The sequence below is a fragment of the Candidatus Saccharimonadales bacterium genome (assembly GCA_035457485.1).
GTDB lineage: Bacteria > Patescibacteriota > Saccharimonadia > Saccharimonadales > EFPC-124 > DATIBO01.
Window position 1 is genome coordinate 331,564 of the sequence record DATIBO010000006.1, and the last position, 18,802, is coordinate 350,365.

The window sequence follows — 18,802 nt, forward strand, 5'->3', positions numbered from 1 at the left end:
TTGCCTCACGCCCTCTTCGAAGGGCGTGAGGACTTTGTCTTGCTGATCGGGCCTGATGAAGCTACCTGCGCTTCTTCTTGGCCTTACCCTTGCCGTGGCTCATCTTGCTGGAGCCAAGGCCCAGTAGGTGGTCGATGAACGTACCGCCACCGTGACCACCAGCGCCGTTGCCTCGACCGCCGCCGCTACTTCCGCGACGGGGCTGACCAGACTGACCTCGCCCGTCCATGTGGGGTTGGCTTTGTCCGGCGCCGAATTGCTTCGACTTTGCCACCGAGTTCTCCCTCGGGTATCGAAATTAAGACTACTTTCTGTAGCCCAATATATTATGAACTGTAACAACCAAATTTTCAATTAATAATGCGAATAAACTCGTAAATCAAATACCCAAAAATAACAATCCCACCCGCAATCATAGCGATTAGTTTTACGCGCTTTTTGTTCTCGTGCCACCATTCACCCAGCGGCGACCGCACTACGGCAGTAACTCGAGTGATGTTAGGTTTAGAAGCAGCTGCATCTGCACCGGAATACTTTCTATCACGCTTCTTATTTTTACGACTCATATGTTTATTATACAACTAAAACCGCCCCATTCACAGGGGCGGCCGTAGTTGCTTAGAGCGGTCAGTTATTATCGCTTAAAGATTTTGTCTAGTAGGTTTTTGCGGCTTGCGCGGTAGTACATACCAGCACCAGCTACGCTACCAAGGCCTAGAGCGCTCATTGCGATTTCGGCAGGACCGGTTTTAACGATCTCTTTTGGTAGGATTTCCTTACAGGCGTCATCACCCTTAGGGATTCCGGGCTTACATTCCTCTACAGGAGGCTGACATTCAGGCGCGTTTGGGGTATCCTCGCAGGTATACTCACGAAGCTCGATCTCGACCTGACATTGTTTGCTTTGCACACCGTTGGCTACGCTAAAGTCTAGCTTGGCTTTAATAACTTTTTTACCAGTTAGCTTTGCGTCGTATTCGTGCTCAACTTTTACTAAGATTTTGCCAGTTTCAACAGCAGGTTTGATGTTGTTTGCAGCTTGGCCGTCACCAAAGTCAAAGTCGACTTTGTTTAGTTTTGCGCCGTCTTTAGCGGTAGCTTGTAGTTCAAACAAGTATTTGCGTTTGCCGCTAATTAATTTAGCGCTTAGAGTGTCGCAGGCGTATACAGGAACTTTTTCTTCTTCGACAGTTACTTCGGTAACACAGTACTCACTAGTAAAGGTTTTAGTTTTGTTGCCTGGCAAAGTTACGGTAACTGTAACTTTTACAGTGTATTTACCAGCCTTGGTGTAGCTGTGTTGGTAGGCGAACATCTCGCTCTTGTTAGTAACTTCTTTTTTATTACCGTCACCAAAGTCGTACTCAACTTTTGTGATGTTAGCATTGTTTTTTTCGTAGGTGTCAGTTTTAAACTTGAATGTGTTGCGATTGATCTTGTCGGCAGACAAAGATTTACATTTGTATTCAGGTTTAACGTTTTTACCCCAAACTGGGTTACCACAGCTGTTCATTGCAGCGAATTCTACTTCACCGTCGTCGTTGAACAAAATGAACACTGGGATTTTTTGAGTTGTAGGAGCAAAGCCAACTTCTAATATGCTCTTGTAGTAAGTTTCGGTGCCAACTTTAATTGCGACACGACGTGGGTCTTGGCGGTCTTGGCGACCAAGGCTCCATGCGTTAGTCATGTAAACGGTGTTACCGTCCATTGAAGTCACGCGACCATCGCGCCATGCCCAGCCTTGAACGCCTTGGCTAACATAACGATCTAAGTCGGCTTGGCTTAAACCGCCATTTGCAACGCTACTGTTAAAGTTATGTGCGTAAAGGTTTTTTAAGTCCTTAGTGGCGTTAGTGTTGTACTTACTCTTAAATTCGTTAAGGTTTTGAAAACCACACCAAATAATAGAGTTGTCGTCACAGTCTTGCGGAAGAGCGTGAACAACGCTTTGAGTTAATGTATTGTAACCAAGCAATCCAGCAACGGCCATAGTTAGGCCTAACGCAAACATCTTTGGTTTAAACAATTTTTTAATAAAATTCACCTTGAACACCTCGTTTAAGATTTGTTTTATAGTAACATTAAACCTTAATAATGTCAACTATGCTAATGAGTAAAATCATGTTTTTCCACAGATTTTCATCTGTTAATGAGGTATAATAAAAATTGTGAAAAAAGACTTGACGAACTTTGCTAAGATAATTTCTACCCCTGTTAGGGCTGGGTTTCCTAACCCGGCAGAAGATGCGCGTGGCGTGGCTCTCGATCTTAACGATTTGATTGTCAAGAATCCAATCAGCACTTTTTATGTAAGGGTCGAAGGAGACTCGATGGTAGGCGCCGGAATTAACGGGGGTGATATCGTGGTTATCGACAAATCTTTAAATCCAAAAAATGGCGATATTGTAATAGCGGCTGTAGATGGTGAGTTTACTTTAAAACACCTTAAAACCGAAGGCAGAACCAAAGCCTGGTTGATTGCTGCCAATCCAGACTACCCACCAATTTCGCTACACGAAGCCGCGGAGGCTAGTATATGGGGTGTTGTAACCTACGTAATTCATAAAACGCGAGTATAATTAAATTATGAATTTACAAGATCTTATTAAAAGTTATGTTCTACAAGGCCAAGTTACGCAGTTAGCGACCATTCAAGATGGCAAGCCTTGGGTCTGTACGGTTCTTTTTGACGCTGATGAAAACTTAAACCTATATTGGGTGAGCGATACAGATTGCCGACATAGCCAAGAGATTTCAAACAACCCTCAAGCGGCTGCTGCAGTGGCCATAAAGACGGATTGGCCGGTTGTTGGCTTGCAATTTGAAGGCGTGGCTGGGACGGTCGACGACGACGCGGAACTTGAGCGCGCCTTAAAAAGCTATGCAAAAAAACATGATCGTGATGAAAAGTTTGTATCCAGCGTGATCGACGGGTCGTCTGGTAAAAAAGTCTATCGTTTAATGCCAGATCATATACAGCTGTTCAGTCCTAAAGATTTTCCAGATGAGCCGAAACAAGAATGGCGGCTGTAAAACCGATTTACGCTCTAGTTGATTGCAATAACTTTTTTGTAAGTTGTGAGCGCGTTTTTAGACCAGATTTATGGAATAAGCCGGTCTGCGTTTTAAGTAATAACGATGGCTGCATAGTCGCGCGTAGCAACGAGGTTAAAGCTATGGGCGTAAAAATGGGCGCGCCGTATTTTGAAATGCGTGATATTTTGACTCGTAATAACGTTACGCTTTTTTCGGGGAACTTTGCGCTTTATGGAGATTTTTCGCAGCGTGTTGTGCAGATTTTAAAGCAAGAATCTCCTAACATTGAAGTTTATTCGGTGGATGAATCTTTTTTGGAAATTTCGGGTTTGCCGATTAAAGATTACTCGGAGTGGGGTCGGCAGCTTAGCGCTAGAGTTTTTAAAAATATTGGAATTCCAGTATCTGTCGGAATCGCGCCGAGCAAAACGCTGGCCAAAGCGGCGGCTGATTTTGCCAAAAAGAACCCAGACGTGCAAGGCGCCTTTAGTGTGGCTGGTAACGATAGCGAGCGCGAACGGCTTTTAAGATGGCTGCCGGTTGGTGATGTTTGGGGTGTTGGCTGGCGAACGGCGCCAAAATTGATAGGACGAGGTATTCGCACCGCTTACGATTTAAGCAAGGCCGATCTAACATGGGCGCAGAATCAGCTGAGTATTAGGGGAGTCAAAACAGTTCGTGAACTCCGTGGCGAAAGCTGCATAAGTTTAGATGTGAACGATGAGTTGCAAAAGACCATGACTCGGAGTCGAAGCTTTGGACACACGATACGTAATTATTTTGAGCTCGAAGCAGCGATTGCTACTTTTACGGCTCAGGCAGCGGCAAAATTGCGTGATAAAAAAGAGATCGCTGGCTCAATTACAGTCTTTTTGTACGGATCGAAACACGCCGAAGTTCGCAGCGGTGGCTCCCTTGAAGTTAAATTGATGCCGCCCACCAATCACACTGGCCAACTTATAAACTCCGCTCTGCAAGGGCTACAAAAAGTTTATGATCAAGATTTTGGATATAAAAAAGCCGGCGTGACTCTAACCAACCTGTTGCCTGAAAGCGCACGCCAGCTTGAGTTGGGTGCCGATACCAAAAAATTAGACAAGCATATAAAACTCATGCAAACCGTCGATTTAATAAATAGATCGGTCGGGGCGCGGTTGGTTCGCCATGCTAGTGAGGACCCAATGCGAACTTACTGGTTTAGTCGAAAGCAGCTAAAAAGCCCGGCCTATACAACAAGTTGGTCGGAATTACCAGTTATTAAACGCTAAGTTGTGTTGGGACCGGCCATCGTTTGCATAAACTTATCTTGCTTTTTTATAAGAAATGTTGTATAAAATATTTCTGGGAAACTAGTCAACCGGAGGTAGAAATGCACTGGGTTGTTCGAGCGGTTCTGACGGGGTCTATGCCACCGTTGAGTTCCGTCGAAAAGTCGGAGTACATCGAGAACTTCAACGCGATTGCCGATCGGGTCACCAAGGTGACGTTGATCGAAGAGCAGAAGTCGGTGTACGCGCAGCGTAAGGCCTCGGGGCTCGACAACGCGCAGAAGAACGCGGCCGTCATGGCGAACATCGCTGTGGTTGCGGCGGGCATCATCGCCCTAATCAATGCCGACGTCAGTCTGGCGTCAATGGCGCTGGTCGCCACCTCGCTCGTCTTCATGATCCTCGCTGTGGTGATCTCGTACGTGATGTTCGCGCCCAAGTCCAAGAACTGGAAGCGTGCAAGTCGCAACGAGAACACCCGCCGGACATCGCTCAAGCGAGTCCAAGCGGCCGCCAATGGCGATGATGCTCTTCTGGAGTACATATACCTCGAGGCGGTCGAAGGCGAGCATCACTGGAACTACCTGCTGCTACTGGAGCGCCGCGAGTTCGGGCTGATCTGCGTGCTGAGCGCGCTCGGCCTGATCCTGTCCGCGCTCAGCCTGCTCTTCTGAGCGGGCGTTTCCCACAGACTCCGGTCCTGCGCAAGTGTGCGGGGCCGGAGTTAGGAAGAACTTATTTTGACAAAGAACATCATTTATTAGAAAATATTTCAGCACCAAATAGAAGGAGGTGCTGGATGAGGAAAATCCTCATCGGACTAGCCGTGCTTAGCCTGGCGCTGAGCGGCTGTGCTATCCGCGACGAGGTCAACGAGACCACGGCCGAGATTCAGGCTGAGAACAGCCGGCAGGAACATCTGGCTCTGCTCGACAGTCTGATGTCTGGCAAGGGTTGGTACGGTTCCGGTCTCGACGCCAACGGTCGCGAGATCGCCCACGAGGAGCAGGCGGACGGCTCGTTCGCTTATCTGGTGGAGGTCGGTCACAACAACCGCTTTTGCCAGCCGGTGTTCATGATGGTGAGAAAGGCGACGGCCACAACCGAGACGAAGTTGGAGCCCAAGAACTGGGGTTTCAAGATCGTTCGACTTCAGCCGGAGCCGAAGACTCAACACTTGCCCACACTGGATCCGGTCGACGGCGAGATCCTGGCCAAGGACCTGCCTGCTGAGTGGAGGGTGATGGACCTGGATGCTGCGACCTACAAGAAGCAGCTCGAGGTGATCACCGCCAATCCGCAGGGCGAGTCGCAGGAGCGGATCGCTAACCTCTGCAAGTCCAAGCGGTAAGTGTCGGGTTAGCCCGGCCGTACCCATGGCGGGGGAGTCGCTTCAGTGCGACTCCCCCAGGAAAGAACTCATATTATAATTCGCTAATGCTTCTTTTTAGCTTGTCTTTCGAGTACCCATTTCATTGATGGGCTTAACGGTTTGTCGGTCCGGTGGATACATCCCACCCAGCAACAGGGGCGACGCTTGCCTTCAGAGAGCTCATTTATTGTTCTCTCAACGTGGTTTTTGCGTGTGTCGGCTTGTTTGACCGTTGTAACCCAACAAATCCATTCATTGCGGGCAAGGGGGGTGATATTTTCCCAGGCTTGAAGTGACTTCGGGCGGGCTAGCAGCGCCGCGCGTAAGTCTGTCGACAATTTATGAACAGTTCCGCCGGAGATTTTTATGGCCATAAGTTTATTTTACAGCAAATTTGGTCCGGTTCGACAAGCTACGCGGTGGCGCTTGATTTCACCTCAGCGATTCGGGCGCGCACGGTATTTTGTAGGTGCGCAATAGCTTGCTCCTTGTTTTTGCGAGCATCTGTAATTATGTCAGGTGAATTTTTTAATTCGCTATGTGTATCACTCCAAAGCATCATCTCAACCATCGTTGGAATCAAGTCGATGCCACGCTCAGTTAAGATGTAAGTTTGTTTGGTTTTGCTTTTGCGCTCGGCGTCAAACTGTTTTTCAATAATTCCTGCATGCTCTAACATTTTTAATCGTTGTGCCAAAATGTTTGTGGCGATTTTTTCGTTGGATTCAAGCATTTCTTTGTAGGTCAACTTCCCCGAAAAAACCATGTCACGGACAATTAGTAAGCTCCACTTGTCGCCAAGTGTTTCCAAAGCAAAATTTAACGGACAGTCTGAACGAAGGCTTTGCAACATAACGTGATTTTAGCAAATTAACTTGCATTTTGCAAGTTTATAATGTAACCTGCAATACATAAGCTAAAAAAGTAGGAATTTTTATGGCAAAAAATACAGATCGTGCCGCGCTCACGACGCAAATTTTAATGCGAAAGGTAAGTTGTGAATAAAAAAGTAATTTTGTTTTTGGCATGTTTAGCGCAATTTATTGTAATTGTAGACCTTGCCATTGTTAACGTTGCTCTACCGACAATAGGCCAACAGATGTCGTTAACTTCAAGTGCACTGCAATGGATTGTAGTTGCTTACGGTCTATTTTTTGGTGGCTTTTTATTAATGGGCGGTCGCTTAGGCGATGTTCTGGGTCGCCGCAAAGTACTTTTGAGCGGTCTTACCTTGTTTACAGCAGCGTCTTTGGTGGCTGGATTTGCGGACTCTGCCCTTGTCTTGATTGCGGCCCGTGCTGTGCAAGGTCTGGGTGCGGCATTAATTGCGCCGTCAGCTTTAGGTATTCTAGCCTCGACGTTTGCCGAAGGTAAAGAACGCGCTAAAGCCTTGGGTGTTTTTGGTGCTGTTGGTGGCGCAGCCGGATCTGTTGGAGTTGTAGCAAGCGGTTTATTAACCGATGGTCCAGGTTGGCAGTGGATATTTTTTATCAACATCCCGCTTGGTGCTTTGTTGATTGCCTTAGCTTTGAAAAACTTACCCAAAGAGACACGTACTAAAAACGAACGCATCGATGTACTCGGTGCCGCGTCTGTTACAGGTGGACTTCTGGCCTTTATTTACGGATTAAACCATGCCGTCGAAGCCGGATGGACTTCGCCGCTGACTCTGGGTGCATTTGCAGTAGCCATCTTATTGTTTGTAGTTTTTTGGCGCAGTGAATCTCGCTCGAGTGACCCGCTTGTACCGTTTGCCGCGCTTAAAAATCGAACGTCGTCTGCTTCGTTACTGATCGGGCTGTTCACGTTCGGAGCGCTGTTTGCGTTCATATATATGACCTCGCTTTATATGCAGCAACAGCTCCACTTTTCGCCAACGCAAACTGGTGTAGCTTGGTTAGTAATGTCGGTGTCCTCGTTTGCGGCATCTATTTTTACTGGAGCTAAATTGCTTGGCCGGCTTTCTATTAAACAACTCTTATTTATAAGCTTGTCAGCAATGGTTGTAGGTGTGCTTTGGATTTTACGCGCACCGGCTGAACCTATGTTTATGCTAGATATCGTGCCTACACTTTTACTTATGGGAATTGGTGGTGGTATGGCGATCCCAGCCATTCAGGTTGGGGCACTGACTGGTGTCGAGCCTAAGCGTGTCGGCCTGATATCGGGCTTGGCCGAAACTACTCGTGAGCTTGGCGCCGTCGTCATTATCGCCGGTGTTACAACTGCGATTGTTATGCAAGATGCTTTACTGGCAGGATTTCGAGCTGGTTTTGCGGTAATTGCAAGTGCTGCGATTTTGGCGATCGTGATCGCTGCAGTCGTGTTCAGAAAAAAGTAATCTAAAAAATAACTAAATCAAAAAGACTTTCTGCAGTGGAAAGTCTTTTTGATTTTACTAACTAAAGATCCTTCGCCATTTCTGGTAGGCGCTTTCTTCGGTGGTTTGCGACGCGCTCCCTAGTTGAGCATCGGCTGGAACAGTATTTTCGGCCACCACCTTTCCCTAGGTCGATAAACGGTTTGCCGCAAATACAAATTCCGCAGACATTACGCTGCTTTTCGGCGAGTAAGATGGCAAGCGCGAATGCCGACGATGCCGCAAACCATTCTGCCCATGGCGCGTGATCGTTACTGTCGATGTGCAAGTGCCAGGGAGTTGCAGAATGAGCGCTTAGTCTAGGTTGGTGTGCGTAATCTCGGAGTAATTCATTTATTAAGTTGACTGCAAAGTCGGTCTTTTGAGTAATAAATATGGCGTATAGTCGTTTCGATGCGGCTTTTAATTCAATTAAATCGGTTTTAGTGATCTTGGGATTGGTCTCGCCGTAAACTTTGAGTATTTGCTCAACATCTCTTTCTGTTGAATGTGGCTGAACATGCAAAATATAAACCATATCAGCGGCGCGTTTCGCTGCGTGCGCGGTGGGTCCTAAAGAAAACTGATTTGCTTTTTCCATCGCCTCAGTATACTATTATGTAACATGAAAAAGCAACAAATACGTTACACATTAAAACACTACCTCCTAGGCGCTATTTCGGCTCGACTTGGCGACGAGATGACCGGTCAGGCGATCTTACTGCTTGGAATTTCGTTAGGCTCAGCAGCACTAGGCTCAACATTGCTTGCTGGGCTCACGTTTTCGGCTGCAATCGGAGGCCCTTTACTCGGTGCGGTTCTTGATCGCAGTGAGCGACCAGGGCGGACGTTGGCTCTTTCGCTAGGCTTGTATGCGGTCGGAATTGGGTTAATCGCTTGGTCGATTGGTCATGTTCCGGCTACAATATCGTTCGCGCTTGCTCTGTTGGCTGGTATTTTTATGCCTGCGATTTCGGGAGGGTGGTCTTCGCGACTAAAGTCCTTTAATCCTAAAGAGCACATGACGCGTGTTAGTGCCATAGACGCCGCCACTTTTAATATAGTTGGGCTGGCTGGCCCAGCTTTGGCGGGTATTATCGCTGGATGGCTTGGCGCGAGTTGGGCTGTGGCTGTGATCATTGCGCTACTAGTTGCCGCATTGCCCATGGCTTGGATTTTGCCTAAACACAAGATCGAATTCGAAAAACGAACATCATTTTTACAAGATGTTCTGTCTGGTTTAAAAATCATTGTTACTAATCGAGCTTTGTTTAGGGTTACACTTTTGTCGGTAATTTCTTACATGGGTATTGGTATGTTGTGGGTAATTTGTCCGTTAATTGGCTTGACTCAAACCGGAAGTGTTGGCTTTGGTGGAATTATGATGTCTGTGCTTTCGGTCGGGGCTCTAATCGCGACATCTCTTTATGCTAAGTGGCCGACGAAGTATAGTGCAGATTCTGTTGCGCTGACGACTACGATAATTTTGGCTACTGCTCTTTTGCTATTGGCTTTCGCGGGCAATGTTTTTGTGGTTTTGGCGGCCATGTTTGTTGCGGGCTTGGCCGACGGTCCTCAGCTAGCCGCGGTGTTTTCTGTACGTCATCGTGAGGCGCCGGAGCAGTTTAGGAGCCAAGTATTCACAACGGGCGCCAGTTTAAAAATTACTGCCGCCGCGGTAGGTGCACTTGTTGCCGGATATTTGGCCGAGCAATCGATTGTAGTGTCTGCGGTTCTAGCGGCAGGCGTTCAATTGTTGGCGGCGCTTTCGTACATTTTGGTTCGCAAGGCTAGACATTAGAGCCACGTAATTGGGATCGTTAGGAATTTCGAAACATATATCCATGCTTCGAGCAATGAGGGAAGAGCTAAGATTTCGACCATAAGCTTCGAAGAAATCGCCACAAACTCAGTAATGCGCGTTTTATACGGATGTAATCCTATCGGATTTAAATCACCAACGACAGTTTTAAAGGAGCCAAATTACAGGTACCATCAAAAAGTTGTGTAGTTTAGGCTAACAAAACACCTCCATCTACTACAACTTGTGACCCAGTCATATAAGATGACATATCTGAGGCTAAGAACAAGGCTACCTTTCCGATTTCGTCTGGCTCGCCAAATCGCTTCATTGGAATTTTTGCCGTAAAAGCCTCCATCCCGGGTGCTACTTTACCGTTTTTAGCGCCTGTCCCGGGTGTGATTATGCCGCCAGGTGCAATCGCATTAACACTAATGTTGTGCGGCGCGAGCTCTAATGCTACGTTTTTTGTGAATCCCCAGACTCCATGTTTTGATGCGTCGTAAGGGGCTAGGCCGATCATAGATGGATGAAGTGCGTCGATTGAAGTAATGTTGATAATTTTGCCAGCTAATCCCTTAGCGATCATATGTTTGCTAACAATTTTTGTTGTCATAAAGACGCTTCTTAGGTTGACGCTCATAATTCGGTCAAATTCTTCGGTGTTGAGCTCCGACATCGGCTTGATGGGGTAAATGCCGGCGTTATTAACGAGAATGTCGATCTTACCAAAAGCTGCGATTGTCATCTGACACATGTTATCTATGTCCTGTTCTTTGGCGACGTCCGCTAGCGTGTAGCTTATTTTCCAGCCTTTGGGGTCGAGCTTGCTTTTGGCTTCATCTAGGTTAGCCTGATTGACATCGGCAATCATTACATTGGCGCCAGCCTCGGCTAAACGGTAAGCTATTCCAAAGCCAATGCCTACGCCTGCGCCTGTTACAACTGCACTTTTACCATTTAAGTTTAAAAGCTCAGTTTTCATTTTTAAGATCCTTAAAAATATTTTTATCACCAGCGTTGTGACCTTTGTAATGCGCTAGCCGTGCGGTAAGGAGTTTAATACTGATCACTTGGTAAGATCCGGCCCTTATTTTTGCAAGAGGCGGCAACCAGTCTGCTGAGTTTGCGTAAATCTTAGACATTTCTCTCATAACCTGATCGATTATTCTGACATCATTTACTACTGAGACATCACCGCTGAGCTGCAAGCTACTATTGTCCGACGAGTCAACGATAGTTACCGAGACCATAGGGTTTTCTTGTATATTCTTGAATTTTTGAGTCTCGGTTTTTGTAATAAAGTAAAGCTGGTCGATTGATTTAGCGTAAATATAAATTGCTGCACCGAACGGCCTACTGCTTTTGCCTGTAGTGCCCAAAACGGCTACAGGGTGGTCCTTTATGTAGTTTACAATTTCCTGCTGGGTGGGCATTTCAATCTCCTTTGTTGCAAATGGGCGTCTAAAATTAGTTTATTACATTATGTTACTGCGGGCTAATTTTGACGGTTATTACCGCGAGACTGAAATAGTTGCACCGTTTTCAGCGTCTGGTGCGGCGACGGTTACGATATCGTTAGAGTCCACTGCAACAGTGTATCCGGTATTGTCTGTGGTGCCGCCGCTAGGATCGAGTGGGATATCTTTTATGTAATTTGCGAGTGGTGTTGCTAAATTGTCGCAGGTTCCGCATGTCCCTATGTCGGTTACTGCTTGACCAGCCGTTAGGCCCGTTGGTAGTGTTCCGTCATTATCAACGATGTATTCATGAATCGCCGTCAAAACTGTATTAACGTCACTCCATCGCCTAGAGTTTCGAGAATCAGCAAAACGTCGGGCTGGATCGTACGAGACTAGAGCTATAGAAGCTAGAATTCCGATAACCGTTATAACTATTAATAATTCTAGAATTGTAAAACCTTTTTTACTTTTCATCTTTAATCTCCTTTTACTTTAAACAAAATGTGCTTGGGCTATTTTTTCATGGCCCCTCCTGCCAGTCTAGGATGTTGACCGTAGTGTTCCGTTCGGCTATAACATGTAGGTTTTTGGTGTAATCTTGATAACTCCCTGCAACTTTAAAGTCCCATATATTGCCAGTGTGTGAGTTAAGAGTGATCGTACAGGTTGTTGTGGGCGTTATGATGTTTGCCGGAAGTGAATTATTTGCGCGCAGATACAATAAAACATCTTCGGTGCAACCTTCGACGGCACTTAGGGTTTTGTAAGAAACCGCCATGGTTCGTGATGATTGCAGGCTATTTATAGACGAAGCAGTCAACGTTATTGTGATTATTGTTAAAATCGCAGTTAAAACTATAACGCTAATTATTGCAACGTAACCCTTTTGCATTATTCGGCCCTCACTTCGCTGGCAGAAGTTAGTGTTTGGCTCGCCTTAAATTCACTGCGATCGCCGGTTAACTCACCACCAATTGTGAACTTGATGTTGTTTGAGTTGCCGTGGCTTAAGTTTTCAAAGCTCAAGGTAGCATTAACATCCTGTGGTGTTAAATTGCATGGGTTGGTTGCCGGGCAGGGGGCGGAACTTCCCCATCCGATTCGTACACGGCCAGAGCTTAAGTCTATTACTGTTGGGTTGCGGGCTGCGTCGAGCGAAGCCAAAGAGACCGAGGTCGGGGTAACTGAATTTATTGCGCTTGCGGCTCTAATTTCGAGCTCAATTCGACTGCTTGCAAACCGCAAAGAATTGCTAAGCTTTTGTTGAGTTTGGCTTTTACTGCTAGTGTAGATAGCATCCCAGCCAAAAATAACCGCCGACAGAACCAAAATGCTGACTAACCCCACGTAAAGAATTACTTCGATAAATGTAAAACCTGATTTTTTCATTGTGGCCCCGCTACGATTAATTCTGCAGAATTATCATCAGTAACGGCGTAAAGACGATCTTGGCCTGCGGAATAACTTACGCCATTGATATCGGCGCTAGTGTTGAGTGAGCCGAGTAGAACTGGCGTGGTTAAAGCTGTGTGGTTGATAACCTGGAGCTCCATAGTGTTTTCGTCGGTTGCAGCAAACAAGTAGTTGTTACTGTTAAAAAGTTCTAAGTCGTTAACGCTAGCTTGCGCGTTAAAAGTGCTGATCTGCACTGGTGAGGCTGGCGTTGTTACATCGATGTAGTGAACTAGGCCGCCTACCCGGCCAATAATTGCCGTATTAGAAAAGCTTGTGACCGATAGCGCATCGACGTTTCCTGAGGCGTCAAACGAGCTGGTTAAGCTGGGAGTGGTCGGAGTTGTTACGTTTATAATTTGCAACTCGGCGTTATTACCAGAGGTTGCAGCGTAAGCGTAGGTTTGGTCTGGTTTTACGAAGATGTCGTTGACTGAATTGGTTCCTAGGCTTAAAGTGCCCAGTAACGTAGGCGAAGAAGGCGTAGTTATATCGATTGTCAAGAAGCTGCCCGCTCTACCAAGGTAGGCGATATTGCCAACTGCATATACGCTAAGGCCATTAGCGTTTCCGGATGCGTTAAAACTACCAATTAAAGATGGGCTTGCGGGGTTGGAAATGTCAACAATCTGGAGCTCCTGAGAGTTAGAGCTAGAGCTTACTAGCGCAGTCGAGCCAATTACATAAAGGTTTGTCGGTGCGTTGCTTAAAGTTAAGCTGCCGACAACGCTTGGGCTTGCGGGGTTGCTAATGTCCACTGCATAAAAGTTTGTTCCACTACTGGCTATAACGAAAGCATAGTTGCCCTTAACCTGAACCTTTAGGCCATTATTGTTACCACTTAAATTAAGACTCCCAACTTGCTGAGGCGTGGCCCACCCGCTGGTGATTGCCTTTGCGAAGTTAGTTAAGTACGTGATGAACGAAACCGAATTAGTTCGTGTTGGTGAAAAGTTCCAGGTGACGGTTGAGGTTACTTTAAATAAGTCTGGGTCTGCTGTTCCGCCGCTGTCAACTATTTCGTTGCCGCTCCCGCGCTGACCAGGAGTAAGATTTACCTGGCGCGTGAACTTGCCAATAGCTTGACTAGTTCCTGCAAATTCCCAAAAGCCGTTCGTGGTGGTTAGGCCGTGGTCGCCCGGGGTGAGGTTGTTCCAATTTTGAGCACGAATTGATCTTGTAGCTTCGATCGCCTCCTGTGATAAGTCTTTAGCTACTCCCAGCTCTTGCTCGAGTCGGTTGACGGATAAGCTGTGTAATATTGCGGTGGTACCACCCGCAAAAGCCACTGTAAATATTCCTATAGCGACGATTACCTCGATAATACTAAATCCAAAAATGCGCCGCATCAATTATCCTCTAGTGTGCCTACCGGGCTTAAGGTTAGGTTGATCGAACGATTATCGCCGCTAACTGTTAATGATAACGTTTGCGATGGTTCGCCGCGTGGGCTATTGAAGCTTACGTCGCTAAGGCCCGTAACATTCACGCTTTGCGGAATCGAAAAATCCTCACTAAAAGCAGGCGAAGAGCAACTGCTGCTATAAAGTCTGATGGTACTGGAAGTCTGGCAAACACCCCATGGCCCGCTACCCTTATTTGACATGGCATATGACTGAGCTTTAAGGAGGTAGCTTTTTAATATCCCAACTGTCGATATAAATTGCTGTTGTCTGAGTGAATTTGCCGCAAATGGCGCGGTTGCTGTCGCCAGTATGGCAATAAGCGCGATAACCAAAATTACTTCTAAAAAACTCACACCTTTCATATTGATAAACTATAAGTTAGGTTGTAAATCGGGCTAAGTAGCGCGATCGCGAACAACCCCACGCTGACCCCCAAAATAAGAATAAGTACAGGCTCAATGGTTGTGGATATGTTTCTTATCGAATCGTTGACTTCTTCGCGGTAAAAACTTGATAGATATATGAGGTTTTCGTCGAGATTACCACTCTTTTCGCCTACCACAATCATTCTGGTTACTAGTGGTGGGTAAAGATTATGGTTGTCAATTTTAGCTATACTTTTACTGATCGAGGTTCCAGATTTTAGGAGTTTAGCGATTTTCTCGAGACTATCACGATATTCTTTGTTAGTTAGGGTTGGTGCTGTTGTCTCTATGGATGTGGCAACAGGTAGGCCACTCTTAAGAAGTGTGCCAAGGTTTCGTGAAAGTCGCTCTAACTGAGATGATCTAACAACGTCGCGGATGATCGGCAGGTTTAGTAGTGTACTTTGCCACCACGGGGAAAGAATAGTGCGAGCTAAAATTACGAATAGAGAAACCAGGACAATTAAACCGATAATTATAGAAATGCCGTAGTCGCTCAAAAAGCCTAAGAAATTTAGTAAAAATTTGGTCGAGGTTGGAACCGATTCGAACGCCTGCGAGAATTCGATCAATCGCGGAAAAACAATAACGCTCACGATAATTCCAACGACGACAAGAGTTACCAGTATGATTGCTGGATAAATCAGAGCCCCTCCGATTCGTGTTTTTAGCCGATATTCGTTCTCGAGTTGCTGCGCTAAAAAAGCTAAGTTCTCGTTAAGTGACCCCGTTGCTTCACCCGAGGCAACAACGCTTGTGTAAAAGTCATCGAAGATTTTAGGGTACTTTTTTATTGATTTGGTCAGTGTTTGCCCGTTGTTGATGCTATCGGCTATGCCGCCGAGTGCGATTTTAAGCTGTTTTGATTTTGTTTGCTCTTGCAGAGTTTTTAGAGAATCAACCGGCGAAATTCCACTTTTTAGCATTAAAGATAAGTGTCTTGTAACCAACATTTTTTCTTTTAACAGATTCCGCGTGCCAAAAAGTTCGTTCACATTACTTCCTTTATGATCCCCAAAATTTCGTCCAAACTAGTAATACCCTGTCTAACTTTATTCAGGCCATCTTCTATAAGTGGTTGCATCCCATTTTTTATGGCGAGATCGCGAATGACCTGAGTGTCTTTTTTGTCGGTAATAGCTTTACGAATTTCTTTGTTAGTTTCGAGTACTTCAAAAATTCCTGTCCGACCGCGGTATCCTGTATTAAAACAAACTGAGCAACCCTTACCTTTATATGCGCTAAGCTCGGAGATGCTTGAACCAAAGTACTTTTCAATTTCCTTTTTTTCATCGGCAGTAATCTCGTGTGTTACTCGACAATTTCGACATAGACTACGGACTAATCTTTGTGCAACGATTGAATTCAGCGCGCTCGCTACCAAATAAGCCTCAACACCCATTTCTGACATGCGCGCGGGAACTGTCGCTGCATCGTTTGTATGGAAAGTGGACATCACGAGATGACCGGTAAGTGCAGCGTTTATTGCGATGTCGGCTGTTTCTTGATCTCGGACTTCGCCGACTAGAATAACATTAGGGTCTTGGCGAATTATTGAGCGTAATCCTTTTGCAAAAGTTAGACCTGCTGCCGGATTAACTTGGATTTGGCGGATTCTTTCGATCTGGTATTCCACTGGATCCTCGATTGTCATTATGTTGAGCTCCGGCTTGTTTATGAGCTTCAAAATTGCATACATTGTGGTTGTTTTGCCGCAGCCGGTCGGACCGGATGCTAAAAGCATTCCTCGCGATTTTGAGTAAGCTGACTTAATTTTTTGTAGATTGGCCGCCGAAATACCGAGTTCGTGAATTGAGAGCTCGTGAATATTTTCAGACAAAAGCCGTAGCACAATGTTTTCGCCACGAGTTGTTGGCACTATAGACACTCGAATGTCGATTTGTTTTTCATCGGCCAGAAAGGGTATGCTACCATCTTGCGGGCTAAAATGCTCGTCTATTTTTAAATTAGATATGACCTTAATGCGTGTTATGACCTGGTCGAATAAATTAGCCGAGATGGTCGTTACGTCATGCAAAATTCCATCGACGCGGAATCTTATTAAGGTTGAATTCTCGCTAGGTTCAATATGAATGTCCGATGCTTTGCTTCGATAGGCGTAGAGTATTAGTAGGTCTACCAGCTCGATAATATTAGGCCTAGCATCGGAGGGTCTTACCTCGGCCTGCGCTATGCTTGTTGCTAGCTCGGTTAAAAGATTACCTAAGTAATTCAACAGCGCATCAACAATGTCATTATCGGTGGCATAATAGAGTTCAATTGGTAAATTACTCTTTTGCTTGATCCAATCGATCGTGGCCGGTTCTTGCAAGGGGGAGGATGTGGCGACTTTTAGTTTGGTCCCGTTTTTTGCAAACGCGATTAGTTTATGCTTTTGGGCGAAATCCTCAGGTACTATCTGTAGCACATCAAGTGGTAAGGATATTTGTGAAAGCTGCACGAATGGTAGCTTGTAAAGGTCGGCGACAATTTGACCCAAGATTACGTCGTCTACCAGCCCTTGATCGGAGATGACTTTTGCTAATGTTTGGCCGCTTTGCTTCGCAAGTGAATATGACTCTTGTAACGACTGAGCCTCCACAATGCCAGACTTTCTCAAGAAATCCAAAAGAGATGTGTCGATATCAATGTTCTTCATCGTCCTTACCATTCAAAAGCGAGATAGCCTTACTAACGACTTTTGTCAGTGAAACGTGTGACTTTACCAAGTAATCTTTTGCGCCCAGACTTTTGGCTCGCCGAATGTCTTCTGGTTGACTCAAATTTGAAAGCACAAGAACCAGCTTGTTTTTATCACGAACACTTTCTAGCACGTCCCAGCCATCTAAATTCGGCATTAAAATGTCTAAAATAATGAGATCGAAGCTATTTGACTCGATCAGAGGAATAGCTTCAACGCCGTCAAGAGCGACTGTCGCTAGAAAACCGTCGGCTTCAAATCGCTGTTTTAAAGCTTTGGCGAGAGCCTCTTCATCTTCAATTATTAAAACGCTAAACTGTTTTTTCATCTTGCAATCCTTTCTTGCGCATTCCAGTTAGAGGTATAGATACATAAAATGTTGTACCAGGATGTTTAGGTGAGCCAGACTCTGAAGGTGATGTGTACCAAATTTTTCCGCCCGCTTCTTCTATAAGGCGTTTTGCATCAAACAAACCTAAACCAACGCCACGCGGGTCGGCGAGCCTAGCTTCTTCTGATCTAAAGAATTTAGTAAACATCTGTTCTCGATATCGTGGTGAGATTCCAAATCCTGTGTCTTCGACGGTGCAAATAACGTTTTTTGCTTGGTCGAGCGAGTGTGATATATTAACTGATCCACCAGGCGGGGTGTAGGTAATTGCATTAGAAACCAATGTGCGATACACAGTTCCAAGGATATTAGGATCAACTTTAATTACGGGTATTTCATCATGTGACTCACGTATGTAAACTCCTTTTTTGTTTGCTTCATTCTTGAAATACTCTACGGCGCTGTGCATGATTTTGACCACATCTCCAGGTACGGGATCGATCGCAAAAGTGTTGAGTTCGATTCGCGAGGCATAGAGTAGCTCATCGGTTGTCTCAATTGCCTTGAGTGTGGCAACCTCGGCCTCGAGTAAGTAGCTTTTCTGCTCGTCGTTCAGCGTTGGGTCATGTGAAAGACTCTCGACGTACCAACGAATAACTGTTAGTGGAGTTTGAAGTTGGTGCCCAGCGAGCGAAATAAATTGGGTCTTAGCATCGTCAAGCTCTTTTTGCTTTGTCATGTCGGAGTGCACCTCGACGAAAAATTCAACCTCCTTGTGGTCATCTAATACCGGAAAAATCATCGCTCGGCTGTAAAAAATGCTGCCATCTTTACGCTTGTTTTTGAACTCACCTATAAAAGGCTTTTTTTGCAATTTTATAGTCTGCCATAGCTTTTTATAAAACGACTTTGGCATAAGACCGCCCCAAAGTTCTTTTGAGCCAACTTTTTTACCGACAACTTCGTTAAGTGGGAATCCAGTTAGTTCCTCGACGGCTTTATTGGCGTAAAAAACCGTACCGTCAACATCAGTCATAGTAATATGATCTGATGAGTTATCGGTTGCTAGTTTAAATATTTGCGGGTTAATATTTTTCGTTCCAATAACTTAATAAGTTAGTATAAGCATATTGTAACATTAAATAAACTAACATAAATTTTATTTTTTAATCGATATTTCGATAC

At 45.5% G+C, this 18,802-nt stretch carries 24 protein-coding genes; 7 read left to right on the plus strand and 17 right to left on the minus strand.

The genetic code is table 11. The features are described from left to right. Window positions 1-61 precede the first annotated feature (61 nt). The 3 genes from VLA77_01900 to VLA77_01910 all read right to left on the minus strand — a co-directional run bounded on the left by VLA77_01900 (window position 62) and on the right by VLA77_01910 (window position 2,047). Window positions 62-274, minus strand: a complete 213-nt coding sequence (locus VLA77_01900; GenBank protein ID HSE29316.1) for a hypothetical protein — start codon at window positions 272-274, stop codon at window positions 62-64. Window positions 275-350: 76 nt separating this feature from the next. After that, window positions 351-566 (minus strand): hypothetical protein, encoded by a 216-nt coding sequence (locus VLA77_01905; GenBank protein ID HSE29317.1) that lies wholly within the window; start codon window positions 564-566, stop codon window positions 351-353. Window positions 567-634: 68 nt separating this feature from the next. Next, a complete protein-coding gene (locus VLA77_01910) occupies window positions 635-2,047 on the minus strand; it encodes a PKD domain-containing protein (protein HSE29318.1) in 1,413 nt (470 codons plus the stop codon). A 124-nt stretch (window positions 2,048-2,171) separates the two neighbouring features. Here VLA77_01910 and umuD point away from each other — a divergent pair, with 124 nt between their 5' ends. The 5 genes from umuD (at window position 2,172) to VLA77_01935 (ending at window position 5,658) form a co-directional block, all read left to right on the plus strand. Further along, a complete protein-coding gene (gene umuD, locus VLA77_01915; GenBank protein HSE29319.1) occupies window positions 2,172-2,582 on the plus strand; it encodes a translesion error-prone DNA polymerase V autoproteolytic subunit in 411 nt (136 codons plus the stop codon). 7 nt (window positions 2,583-2,589) lie between these two features. Next, entirely contained in the window at window positions 2,590-3,036 is a 447-nt protein-coding gene (locus tag VLA77_01920) for a pyridoxamine 5'-phosphate oxidase family protein (protein ID HSE29320.1), read from the plus strand. Continuing rightward, window positions 3,024-4,307, plus strand: coding sequence for a Y-family DNA polymerase (locus VLA77_01925; GenBank protein HSE29321.1), 1,284 nt, complete (start codon window positions 3,024-3,026; stop codon window positions 4,305-4,307). Before VLA77_01920 ends, VLA77_01925 begins: the two co-directional genes overlap by 13 nt. A 137-nt stretch (window positions 4,308-4,444) precedes the next feature. Continuing rightward, complete coding sequence (locus VLA77_01930) at window positions 4,445-4,981, plus strand: hypothetical protein (protein HSE29322.1); 537 nt, start codon at window positions 4,445-4,447, stop codon at window positions 4,979-4,981. Between the two features lie 125 nt (window positions 4,982-5,106). Next, the gene (locus VLA77_01935; protein HSE29323.1) at window positions 5,107-5,658 is read left to right on the plus strand and encodes a hypothetical protein; all 552 of its coding nucleotides are present in this window, start codon (window positions 5,107-5,109) and stop codon (window positions 5,656-5,658) included. 83 nt (window positions 5,659-5,741) lie between these two features. On the opposite strand, the gene VLA77_01940 is transcribed toward VLA77_01935, so the two are convergent. Both VLA77_01940 and VLA77_01945 read right to left on the minus strand, forming a co-directional pair. Next, window positions 5,742-6,053: a YdeI/OmpD-associated family protein gene (locus VLA77_01940; GenBank protein HSE29324.1), complete on the minus strand. Its 312-nt coding sequence runs from the start codon at window positions 6,051-6,053 to the stop codon at window positions 5,742-5,744. A 38-nt stretch (window positions 6,054-6,091) separates the two neighbouring features. After that, on the minus strand, window positions 6,092-6,532 hold the full coding sequence (locus tag VLA77_01945) for a helix-turn-helix domain-containing protein (GenBank protein ID HSE29325.1): 441 nt from the start codon (window positions 6,530-6,532) through the stop codon (window positions 6,092-6,094). A gap of 144 nt (window positions 6,533-6,676) precedes the next feature. On the opposite strand from VLA77_01945, the gene VLA77_01950 reads away from it, so the two are divergent. Continuing rightward, window positions 6,677-8,020, plus strand: coding sequence for an MFS transporter (locus VLA77_01950; protein ID HSE29326.1), 1,344 nt, complete (start codon window positions 6,677-6,679; stop codon window positions 8,018-8,020). Between the two features lie 61 nt (window positions 8,021-8,081). Here the strand turns inward: VLA77_01950 and VLA77_01955 are convergent, their stop codons facing one another. Beyond that, window positions 8,082-8,639 carry a CGNR zinc finger domain-containing protein gene (locus VLA77_01955; GenBank protein ID HSE29327.1) on the minus strand — a complete coding sequence of 186 codons (558 nt, stop codon included), beginning with the start codon at window positions 8,637-8,639 and terminating at the stop codon, window positions 8,082-8,084. Between the two features lie 24 nt (window positions 8,640-8,663). Between VLA77_01955 and VLA77_01960 the strand changes: the two genes are divergently transcribed. Continuing rightward, window positions 8,664-9,839 carry an MFS transporter gene (locus VLA77_01960; protein ID HSE29328.1) on the plus strand — a complete coding sequence of 392 codons (1,176 nt, stop codon included), beginning with the start codon at window positions 8,664-8,666 and terminating at the stop codon, window positions 9,837-9,839. Between the two features lie 211 nt (window positions 9,840-10,050). Here the strand turns inward: VLA77_01960 and VLA77_01965 are convergent, their stop codons facing one another. The 11 genes from VLA77_01965 to VLA77_02015 all read right to left on the minus strand — a co-directional run bounded on the left by VLA77_01965 (window position 10,051) and on the right by VLA77_02015 (window position 18,722). Next, window positions 10,051-10,824, minus strand: coding sequence for an SDR family NAD(P)-dependent oxidoreductase (locus VLA77_01965; GenBank protein HSE29329.1), 774 nt, complete (start codon window positions 10,822-10,824; stop codon window positions 10,051-10,053). Beyond that, window positions 10,814-11,275, minus strand: coding sequence for a pyridoxamine 5'-phosphate oxidase family protein (locus VLA77_01970; protein ID HSE29330.1), 462 nt, complete (start codon window positions 11,273-11,275; stop codon window positions 10,814-10,816). Before VLA77_01970 ends, VLA77_01965 begins: the two co-directional genes overlap by 11 nt. Window positions 11,276-11,353: 78 nt before the next feature. Beyond that, window positions 11,354-11,776 (minus strand): type II secretion system protein, encoded by a 423-nt coding sequence (locus tag VLA77_01975; GenBank protein HSE29331.1) that lies wholly within the window; start codon window positions 11,774-11,776, stop codon window positions 11,354-11,356. Window positions 11,777-11,822: 46 nt separating this feature from the next. Further along, window positions 11,823-12,194: a hypothetical protein gene (locus VLA77_01980; protein ID HSE29332.1), complete on the minus strand. Its 372-nt coding sequence runs from the start codon at window positions 12,192-12,194 to the stop codon at window positions 11,823-11,825. Further along, window positions 12,194-12,691, minus strand: a complete 498-nt coding sequence (locus VLA77_01985; GenBank protein ID HSE29333.1) for a hypothetical protein — start codon at window positions 12,689-12,691, stop codon at window positions 12,194-12,196. Before VLA77_01985 ends, VLA77_01980 begins: the two co-directional genes overlap by 1 nt. Continuing rightward, window positions 12,688-14,103: a hypothetical protein gene (locus VLA77_01990; GenBank protein HSE29334.1), complete on the minus strand. Its 1,416-nt coding sequence runs from the start codon at window positions 14,101-14,103 to the stop codon at window positions 12,688-12,690. Before VLA77_01990 ends, VLA77_01985 begins: the two co-directional genes overlap by 4 nt. Then, window positions 14,103-14,522, minus strand: coding sequence for a prepilin-type N-terminal cleavage/methylation domain-containing protein (locus tag VLA77_01995; protein HSE29335.1), 420 nt, complete (start codon window positions 14,520-14,522; stop codon window positions 14,103-14,105). Before VLA77_01995 ends, VLA77_01990 begins: the two co-directional genes overlap by 1 nt. Beyond that, a complete protein-coding gene (locus VLA77_02000) occupies window positions 14,519-15,580 on the minus strand; it encodes a type II secretion system F family protein (GenBank protein HSE29336.1) in 1,062 nt (353 codons plus the stop codon). The genes VLA77_01995 and VLA77_02000 overlap by 4 nt, the downstream gene beginning before the upstream one ends. Continuing rightward, window positions 15,577-17,244, minus strand: coding sequence for a GspE/PulE family protein (locus VLA77_02005; GenBank protein ID HSE29337.1), 1,668 nt, complete (start codon window positions 17,242-17,244; stop codon window positions 15,577-15,579). Before VLA77_02005 ends, VLA77_02000 begins: the two co-directional genes overlap by 4 nt. Further along, window positions 17,231-17,614, minus strand: a complete 384-nt coding sequence (locus tag VLA77_02010; protein HSE29338.1) for a response regulator — start codon at window positions 17,612-17,614, stop codon at window positions 17,231-17,233. Before VLA77_02010 ends, VLA77_02005 begins: the two co-directional genes overlap by 14 nt. Continuing rightward, window positions 17,598-18,722 (minus strand): PAS domain-containing sensor histidine kinase, encoded by a 1,125-nt coding sequence (locus VLA77_02015; GenBank protein ID HSE29339.1) that lies wholly within the window; start codon window positions 18,720-18,722, stop codon window positions 17,598-17,600. Before VLA77_02015 ends, VLA77_02010 begins: the two co-directional genes overlap by 17 nt. Window positions 18,723-18,802: the final 80 nt, after the last annotated feature.

Coding starts and splice junctions, on each gene's coding strand:
- VLA77_01905 (HSE29317.1), bottom strand. CDS start 566: ATGAGTCGTAAAAATAAGAAGCGTGATAGAAAGTATTCCGGTGCAGAT.
- VLA77_01920 (HSE29320.1), top strand. CDS start 2,590: ATGAATTTACAAGATCTTATTAAAAGTTATGTTCTACAAGGCCAAGTT.
- VLA77_01925 (HSE29321.1), top strand. CDS start 3,024: ATGGCGGCTGTAAAACCGATTTACGCTCTAGTTGATTGCAATAACTTT.
- VLA77_01930 (HSE29322.1), top strand. CDS start 4,445: ATGCCACCGTTGAGTTCCGTCGAAAAGTCGGAGTACATCGAGAACTTC.
- VLA77_01935 (HSE29323.1), top strand. CDS start 5,107: ATGAGGAAAATCCTCATCGGACTAGCCGTGCTTAGCCTGGCGCTGAGC.
- VLA77_01940 (HSE29324.1), bottom strand. CDS start 6,053: ATGGCCATAAAAATCTCCGGCGGAACTGTTCATAAATTGTCGACAGAC.
- VLA77_01945 (HSE29325.1), bottom strand. CDS start 6,532: ATGTTGCAAAGCCTTCGTTCAGACTGTCCGTTAAATTTTGCTTTGGAA.
- VLA77_01955 (HSE29327.1), bottom strand. CDS start 8,639: ATGGAAAAAGCAAATCAGTTTTCTTTAGGACCCACCGCGCACGCAGCG.
- VLA77_01960 (HSE29328.1), top strand. CDS start 8,664: ATGAAAAAGCAACAAATACGTTACACATTAAAACACTACCTCCTAGGC.
- VLA77_01965 (HSE29329.1), bottom strand. CDS start 10,824: ATGAAAACTGAGCTTTTAAACTTAAATGGTAAAAGTGCAGTTGTAACA.
- VLA77_01970 (HSE29330.1), bottom strand. CDS start 11,275: ATGCCCACCCAGCAGGAAATTGTAAACTACATAAAGGACCACCCTGTA.
- VLA77_01975 (HSE29331.1), bottom strand. CDS start 11,776: ATGAAAAGTAAAAAAGGTTTTACAATTCTAGAATTATTAATAGTTATA.
- VLA77_01980 (HSE29332.1), bottom strand. CDS start 12,194: ATGCAAAAGGGTTACGTTGCAATAATTAGCGTTATAGTTTTAACTGCG.
- VLA77_01985 (HSE29333.1), bottom strand. CDS start 12,691: ATGAAAAAATCAGGTTTTACATTTATCGAAGTAATTCTTTACGTGGGG.
- VLA77_01990 (HSE29334.1), bottom strand. CDS start 14,103: ATGCGGCGCATTTTTGGATTTAGTATTATCGAGGTAATCGTCGCTATA.
- VLA77_01995 (HSE29335.1), bottom strand. CDS start 14,522: ATGAAAGGTGTGAGTTTTTTAGAAGTAATTTTGGTTATCGCGCTTATT.
- VLA77_02005 (HSE29337.1), bottom strand. CDS start 17,244: ATGAAGAACATTGATATCGACACATCTCTTTTGGATTTCTTGAGAAAG.
- VLA77_02010 (HSE29338.1), bottom strand. CDS start 17,614: ATGAAAAAACAGTTTAGCGTTTTAATAATTGAAGATGAAGAGGCTCTC.